This window comes from Deinococcus roseus, from assembly GCF_014646895.1.
GTDB classification, from domain to species: domain Bacteria; phylum Deinococcota; class Deinococci; order Deinococcales; family Deinococcaceae; genus Deinococcus_C; species Deinococcus_C roseus.
On sequence record NZ_BMOD01000091.1, the window covers coordinates 1 to 747 of the forward strand.

1 protein-coding gene is annotated in these 747 nt (G+C 52.1%); it reads right to left on the reverse strand.

Annotated features, from left to right (window positions below):
• Positions 1–7 precede the first annotated feature (7 nt).
• On the reverse strand, positions 8–747 hold a 740-nt coding region (locus IEY52_RS26515), incomplete at its 5' end, for a transposase (protein ID WP_189009725.1).

Here is a 747-nt window from a genome sequence, read left to right on the forward strand (position 1 = left end):
TTTGCACCTATCCAGCCCTTGGAAAAGGATGCAGTTCTGAGTCGGTGAAAAGCTGATCCTGCAGCATCAAGAATTCTGCCCTGAGCACCCATAAGACCAGACTTTTCGCAGCCTGAAAAGCCAGGTCTCCCCAATCCATGGTTGGCGAATTCGGATGATCATTGACTGTGTGCGTCAGGATAAATGCCAGCAGAGACAGAAAAATAAATCGAATGGCACCCCTTAACGTCCGCTGACCAAACTGGTCCAATCCGAAGCGCCCCTTTGCGGCTTTGAAAAATGCCTCAACTCTCCACCTCAATTTTCCCCAGGACACCAGTGTTTTCGCTGTCAGAGGCCGATTGCACATCACATAGCGCCGTTCTGTTTCCCCCGTGGGGTACCGGCGTTCAAACCACGCCACTGTGACCTGCAGTTCGGGTGTGTTCAGTTTCACCCAGCTACCGTTGTAGAACAGCTCTTTGACCTTCTTGTCACCCACTTTACGGTCCCCCTTGGTGCCGACCAGCACGGTCAGGCCCAATTGGGAAAGCGGTTTTAGAAAGTACTGATTGTCAAAGCCGCTGTCGGCCAGGACCTTCAGGTGAAAACGTCCCTGCAGTTGGCGGCACAGGGATTTGATCATGCCGACTGCCAATTTGCTTTCACTGGCGCGACCTTTACCCTTCCAGACGGCAAAAGACCATGGAAATCTAACTTTACCGATCAGCAGGTAGACCACCACCAGATGCAAACCATATTTGCCGT